Genomic DNA, 5009 nt, shown 5'->3' with positions numbered 1-5009 from the left:
GGAGCTAATTTATTATTTCAATTAATTAACAAAAGGTATGAAAAAAATTCTACAATAATTACTACTAATCAACCATTTAGTAAATGGGGAGAAGTATTTTCAGACATAACACTGGCAAATGCTATCTTAGATAGGCTAATTCATCATTCAAGTATTATTAAGATTACAGGTCCATCTTATAGGCTGAAGGATAAAATTGACCTGGTAGAAACTAAAAAAAGTACCAATAATTAATTCTAACAATCATACATTTTGAGATTCTAAAAAACATGCATTTTGGGATTGACATTTACACGGATGTTAAAGTTCTTTTATAATAAAAATAAAGTTGTGGTATCAGAAGGTAAAAGGGGCAAGGGGAAATATTGAAAATACGGGGTTTGGTAAGATTTTAAGGTATAAAAATATTGGAAATTGTAGGGAGTTTATGCAATGACTTTATTTGCATTTACTATAGAACATGCTCTGCTTTTTCTGTTTTTAAAAATTGAAGCATGATAATTTTAAAAAAGAAAAACAAATTTATAACTGATAAAGTTCTAATAAAATGAAAACAAAGTTGAAAAAACATATTTGGTTGTTTGAATTTATAGATATATGATGAATGCTATTTTATATAAATTCTTAATAAATATACTGCAGAAGCATTTGTTATGATTGAAATAATAATAAGAATTGTGTTATATTGCAAATAAATGGTGAAGTTCATGGTTATAAATAGGTTTTATATGAAAGGGTGAAGATTATGGAAAGAAAAAAAGTAATAAATTTTTCAAACAGATTTTTTAGCAATTTAGAACAACTTGGTTTGGATTTTAATAAGGCAAAACAAAATATCCTTTCTCACATTGAAGAAAAGGAAAAAGACCTAAGTCTGGATAAAAGGATGGTATTTTATACTCCATATATAGAGGATGGCAAAAAATATATGCTGGCTGGCTTTGTAACAAAAAAGGAAAAATCTATTTTTATAGAAGCCAACAGCATATGGGATAAGGGGTTTAATCCTGAAGACATAATAGTTACAGAAACAAATATTAGGATTATCAAATAGTTAAAGTCAAGAGTGGGTTTTGGGTATAAGACAATAGCACCAGTGACAAACATGTCAAGCAATAAATTTAAAATTGAGGCATTACAGTCTTACTATAATACGATTTAATAAGTGATATAAGTTGATTTAGAAGGTTTTTATTTTAATAACTGCGAGTTAAGGGGGGAATAAAATTGTATTTTAACAAACAATATTTTCAATTATTTGGCGAAAAAGAATTTGATACTTATGAACGTGAGCAGATAGTTGCCATAAAGGATGAAATTGAAAGAGAGTCAGAAAATTATATTTTGAATGTGAATGAAACAGAATTTATTAATTATATAACGAATAAATATGTATTAAAAGAGCCACAATTTGATTACGATAATATATTCGTCTCTACATATCAGAAAGACATAGAAGGTAAATATTGGCCTAGAAGATATAATGTATATGATGATAAATTTTATTCTGTAGATGTAATAGTATATCATATTCCCTTTGTTGGAATGTCTGAATTGTTAAAATACACACCTAATCCTAGAATGCTCTGGACTGAAAAAGTATATATAGAAGAACAATGTTTATGTTATGAGATAATTAGTTTTGAAAAAGATGCTAGTAAAGTTAAAAGAGAGTTTGAAAGTTTTGTTAATAATCTAAATCAGCAATTGAATAATTTACTCGGGAATATACAACAATATAACGACAAGTTATATAATTTCGTAAAATCTACTCTACAATCAAAAAAACAAAAAATATTAGAGAAAAATAATATGCTTGCAGCACTTGGTGTACCAATAAAAAAAGTAGATAATATTTCAAAAACTTTTTCTGTACCTATATCAAAATCAAAAAAAGAAATAGTTCTAAAGCCAAGTGTTACAGAAAAGGGATTTACACCTGAACCAACGCTAGACCCTGGTATATATGAAGATATACTAGCCACAATATACGATGTGGGAAAGCAATTTGAACGTATGCCTTCAATATATTCCGGAAAAGAAGAAGAACATTTAAGAGACCATTTTTTATTGTTTCTCCAACCGAGGTATGAATGGTCTGCCACAGGAGAGACATTCAATAAATCTGGGAAAACAGATATTTTAATAAGGTATAATAACTCGAATATATTTATAGCAGAATGCAAGTTCTGGAAGGGACCTAAAAATTATCTGGCGACAATCACTCAATTGCTTGGATATTTGACATGGAGGGATTCAAAGGCTGCAGTAATTATTTTTGTGCAAAATAAAGATTTTTCCGCTGTGTTGAAGAGTGTTGAGGAAACGACAAACCAACATCCAAATTATTTGGGATTTGTGAATAAACAGAATGATTCTTGGTTTAACTATAGATTTCACATTAACGGAGATAAGAATCGAGAGGTAAAAGTTGCAGTTTTACTGTTTCATATTCCTAGTATATAACTAAAATAAGTTCTACTCCATGATAATAACTTCTCTCTGTAAAAATAAAGTTCATTCAAGAATCCCGCTGTAGATGCAGAATAACTCCTGCTTTACTGTGGGATTTTTGATTTTCAGGGAGAGAAGGATAAAGTTTTGAGGGTTTGGGGCTGGAGCATGATTATTTTAAATATACATCTTTAGGGATACAAGGGTAATGAAGAGATAGAAAAGTAGATGTTCTTATAGATTATAGTGTAAAATAAAGGTATGTGATATATACTTGTAGAATTATGCGAATAAAGACTTTATTATTTTAGGAGATGAATTTATGATATGTCCTTACTGTGGTAAAGAGATGAGATACGGAGTAATTCAGAGTCAACATGAAATTAGTTGGAAACCTAAAAAAGGAAAGTTTTTCGCAACTGCTCAATTTAGTAATGAAGCAATTATTCTGTCTGAGTTTTCTTTTCTAAAAGGTTCATGTGTTGAAGCATACTGCTGTGATGAATGTAGAAAAATTGTTATAGATTATGGCGATGGTAATTTATCAGATTAATATCATATATTTATTTTGTTCGCATTTTTCTATAAATATTTGTTAGGTTGAACATACTTGCATGGAGGGGTTATAATTTGGCAAAGCATGAGTTTGGAATAATTGATTCTATTGAAAAAAATAGGTGGTATAGTGAATATGAACCTGTAAAATATAATTGTGTTTCTGTCAGCGATGATTTAATAGAAGAATTAATTATAAAGTATAATGAAGAATTAATGGCAATAAAGACATATTTTCAGGTTACATCGCAGCCAGGTACTGGATTAGATTATTGCGGTGTGACGCTTATCCCTCCGGAATCTCTTAAACATTTTAGAGGGATTATTATCAAGGCAAATAGTCATTATCAATCGCAGGAACTTGAATTGCTTATTGAAAAGGTATCTAGTGCAATTAGTGAAAATAAATACTTAATTCACTATGGAATATAGTATTTTTCATATAAGAATATGAATATGCAGATGAAAAGTGGGAGTATCATGTTTGAATATATAAAATTGCAAAGAACAATGTGTTTTGGGACTGGCCCCGTTTATAGTGTAACAGTGGATAATGAGGGCAATGTAAATTATTATGGAGAATTGTTGATAATAACAGATTAAAGGGAACTCAATACTGGTTCCCTGTTCGTTGCTCAGGGTTTGCGAATAATATCAAAATCACAGATAGTGATAGAATGGGTGTTATAGTCAATGAGCCCATCTTTTTTCATTTTATTGAGTTCACGGGAAAGAGAAGTCCTTTGAATACCTAACCTCTCGGCTAATTCCTTTTTTGTCATATTAAGTTTTATTTCTTTACTTTTTTGAGAGTAGTACTCATAGTTTAAGAATTCAATGATAGATTCCTTTATAGATTTCATGGAGATTGATTTAATTTTGCTTGTCAAGATAGCAGTTTTGTCCGATATGCAAGTTAAGAACTGTATTAAGAAATCCTGGCTAGTCTGACAAAGTTGCAGTACAAAATCTTTATCGATATGTAAAATTTCAGCATCTGATTTTGCCACCACACTCATGGGATAATAAGGATACCTTGAAAACAATAGGTTGCCTCCTATACTGTCTCCGACCTTAAATTCGGTAATAGTTAATACATTTCCCTTTTCATCAATCTTTTGAACAAATACCTGGCCTTTTAAAATAATATCCCAGTAATTGCATTTCTCGCTTTCAAAATGGATAATGCTGCCTTTATTGTATTTAGAGATAATATAATTATGAGTTTTAAAAAGATTAAGCAGTTCTTCAGTAGAAAATCCATCAAATAACTCTGTTAGTCTTAAAATACTTAGATAATTTTTTATATTCATAAATACCACCTTTTTTAAAATTAGGTTGTGTTAAGTAGTATTTGTGTAAAATGCGTCAAATGATTTATTTTCAAGCATTAGAGAGTTATTAAACCTCAGAATTCGTGTACCCCCTAATTTTCATCAAATCCATGCTTGCATCCTCTTAAAAATGCTTTAAAATCTGCTCATAAATTTTTGTCAAGGTCGGGCTGAAAGCCCGTTAATTTCAGCCTTGACAAAAATTCAATTGAGCAGATTAAAATTTTGTCAGAGGATGAAAGTATTTAAATCTTGCGAAGCATTTTTTCATATTTTACTTTACACTATCTAAAATTAGTTACCGTGGTAACTGTATGTTACTGTAATTTATTATAATATAGATTTAAACATAATGAAAGCAATCTGGTAATATGTCAAGGGATGTTTTTTAAAGGAAACAAAAGAAAAGATAAAAAAAGCATAACTTTAACAGAACCTACTATTTTCAAAAAAAAATAGGCTTGTGATTGGAAATGTTTTATTGAATCTCTCCAACTTTACCGCTGGAGTAGATTTGATTTTTAGTCAGCAATCCAAAAATCAAGCGTACTAATTTACGAGATGTAAGTGCGAGTGCTCGTTTATGTTGGTGAGTAGTCACTTCACCAAACTTTTTGTTGTAGTATTCTTTGTACTCTGGCAAATAGTTCTTAACACTGTTGGCAG

7 protein-coding genes and 1 pseudogene are annotated in these 5009 nt (G+C 29.7%); 6 read left to right on the top strand and 2 right to left on the bottom strand.

Annotated elements, in window-relative coordinates:
• The 6 genes from BO51_RS09865 to BO51_RS09840 form a co-directional block, all read left to right on the top strand.
• Positions 1 to 234 (top strand): ATP-binding protein (locus BO51_RS09865; RefSeq protein ID WP_496486239.1); only part of this gene is annotated, 234 nt, incomplete at its 5' end.
• Positions 235 to 745: 511 nt separating this feature from the next.
• A complete protein-coding gene (locus BO51_RS09860; protein WP_003514290.1) occupies positions 746 to 1054 on the top strand; it encodes a hypothetical protein in 309 nt (102 codons plus the stop codon).
• Positions 1055 to 1227: 173 nt separating this feature from the next.
• Complete coding sequence (locus tag BO51_RS09855; RefSeq protein WP_129723889.1) at positions 1228 to 2466, top strand: hypothetical protein; 1239 nt, start codon at positions 1228 to 1230, stop codon at positions 2464 to 2466.
• A 310-nt stretch (positions 2467 to 2776) separates the two neighbouring features.
• Positions 2777 to 3007 (top strand): PF20097 family protein, encoded by a 231-nt coding sequence (locus BO51_RS09850; RefSeq protein WP_496486236.1) that lies wholly within the window; start codon positions 2777 to 2779, stop codon positions 3005 to 3007.
• Positions 3008 to 3084: 77 nt separating this feature from the next.
• Complete coding sequence (locus BO51_RS09845) at positions 3085 to 3441, top strand: hypothetical protein (protein WP_496486234.1); 357 nt, start codon at positions 3085 to 3087, stop codon at positions 3439 to 3441.
• Positions 3442 to 3489: 48 nt separating this feature from the next.
• Positions 3490 to 3612 (top strand): DUF6438 domain-containing protein, encoded by a 123-nt coding sequence (locus BO51_RS09840; protein ID WP_496486232.1) that lies wholly within the window; start codon positions 3490 to 3492, stop codon positions 3610 to 3612.
• Positions 3613 to 3644: 32 nt separating this feature from the next.
• Here BO51_RS09840 and BO51_RS09835 read toward each other — a convergent pair whose 3' ends face one another.
• A complete protein-coding gene (locus BO51_RS09835) occupies positions 3645 to 4322 on the bottom strand; it encodes a Crp/Fnr family transcriptional regulator (protein WP_068556434.1) in 678 nt (225 codons plus the stop codon).
• 499 nt (positions 4323 to 4821) lie between these two features.
• Positions 4822 to 5009: pseudogene (locus tag BO51_RS09830) on the bottom strand (hypothetical protein); the annotation flags it as partial.

The sequence above is a fragment of the Soehngenia saccharolytica DSM 12858 genome (assembly GCF_059568515.1).
This window is presented reverse-complemented; position numbering and strand designations above follow the sequence as displayed.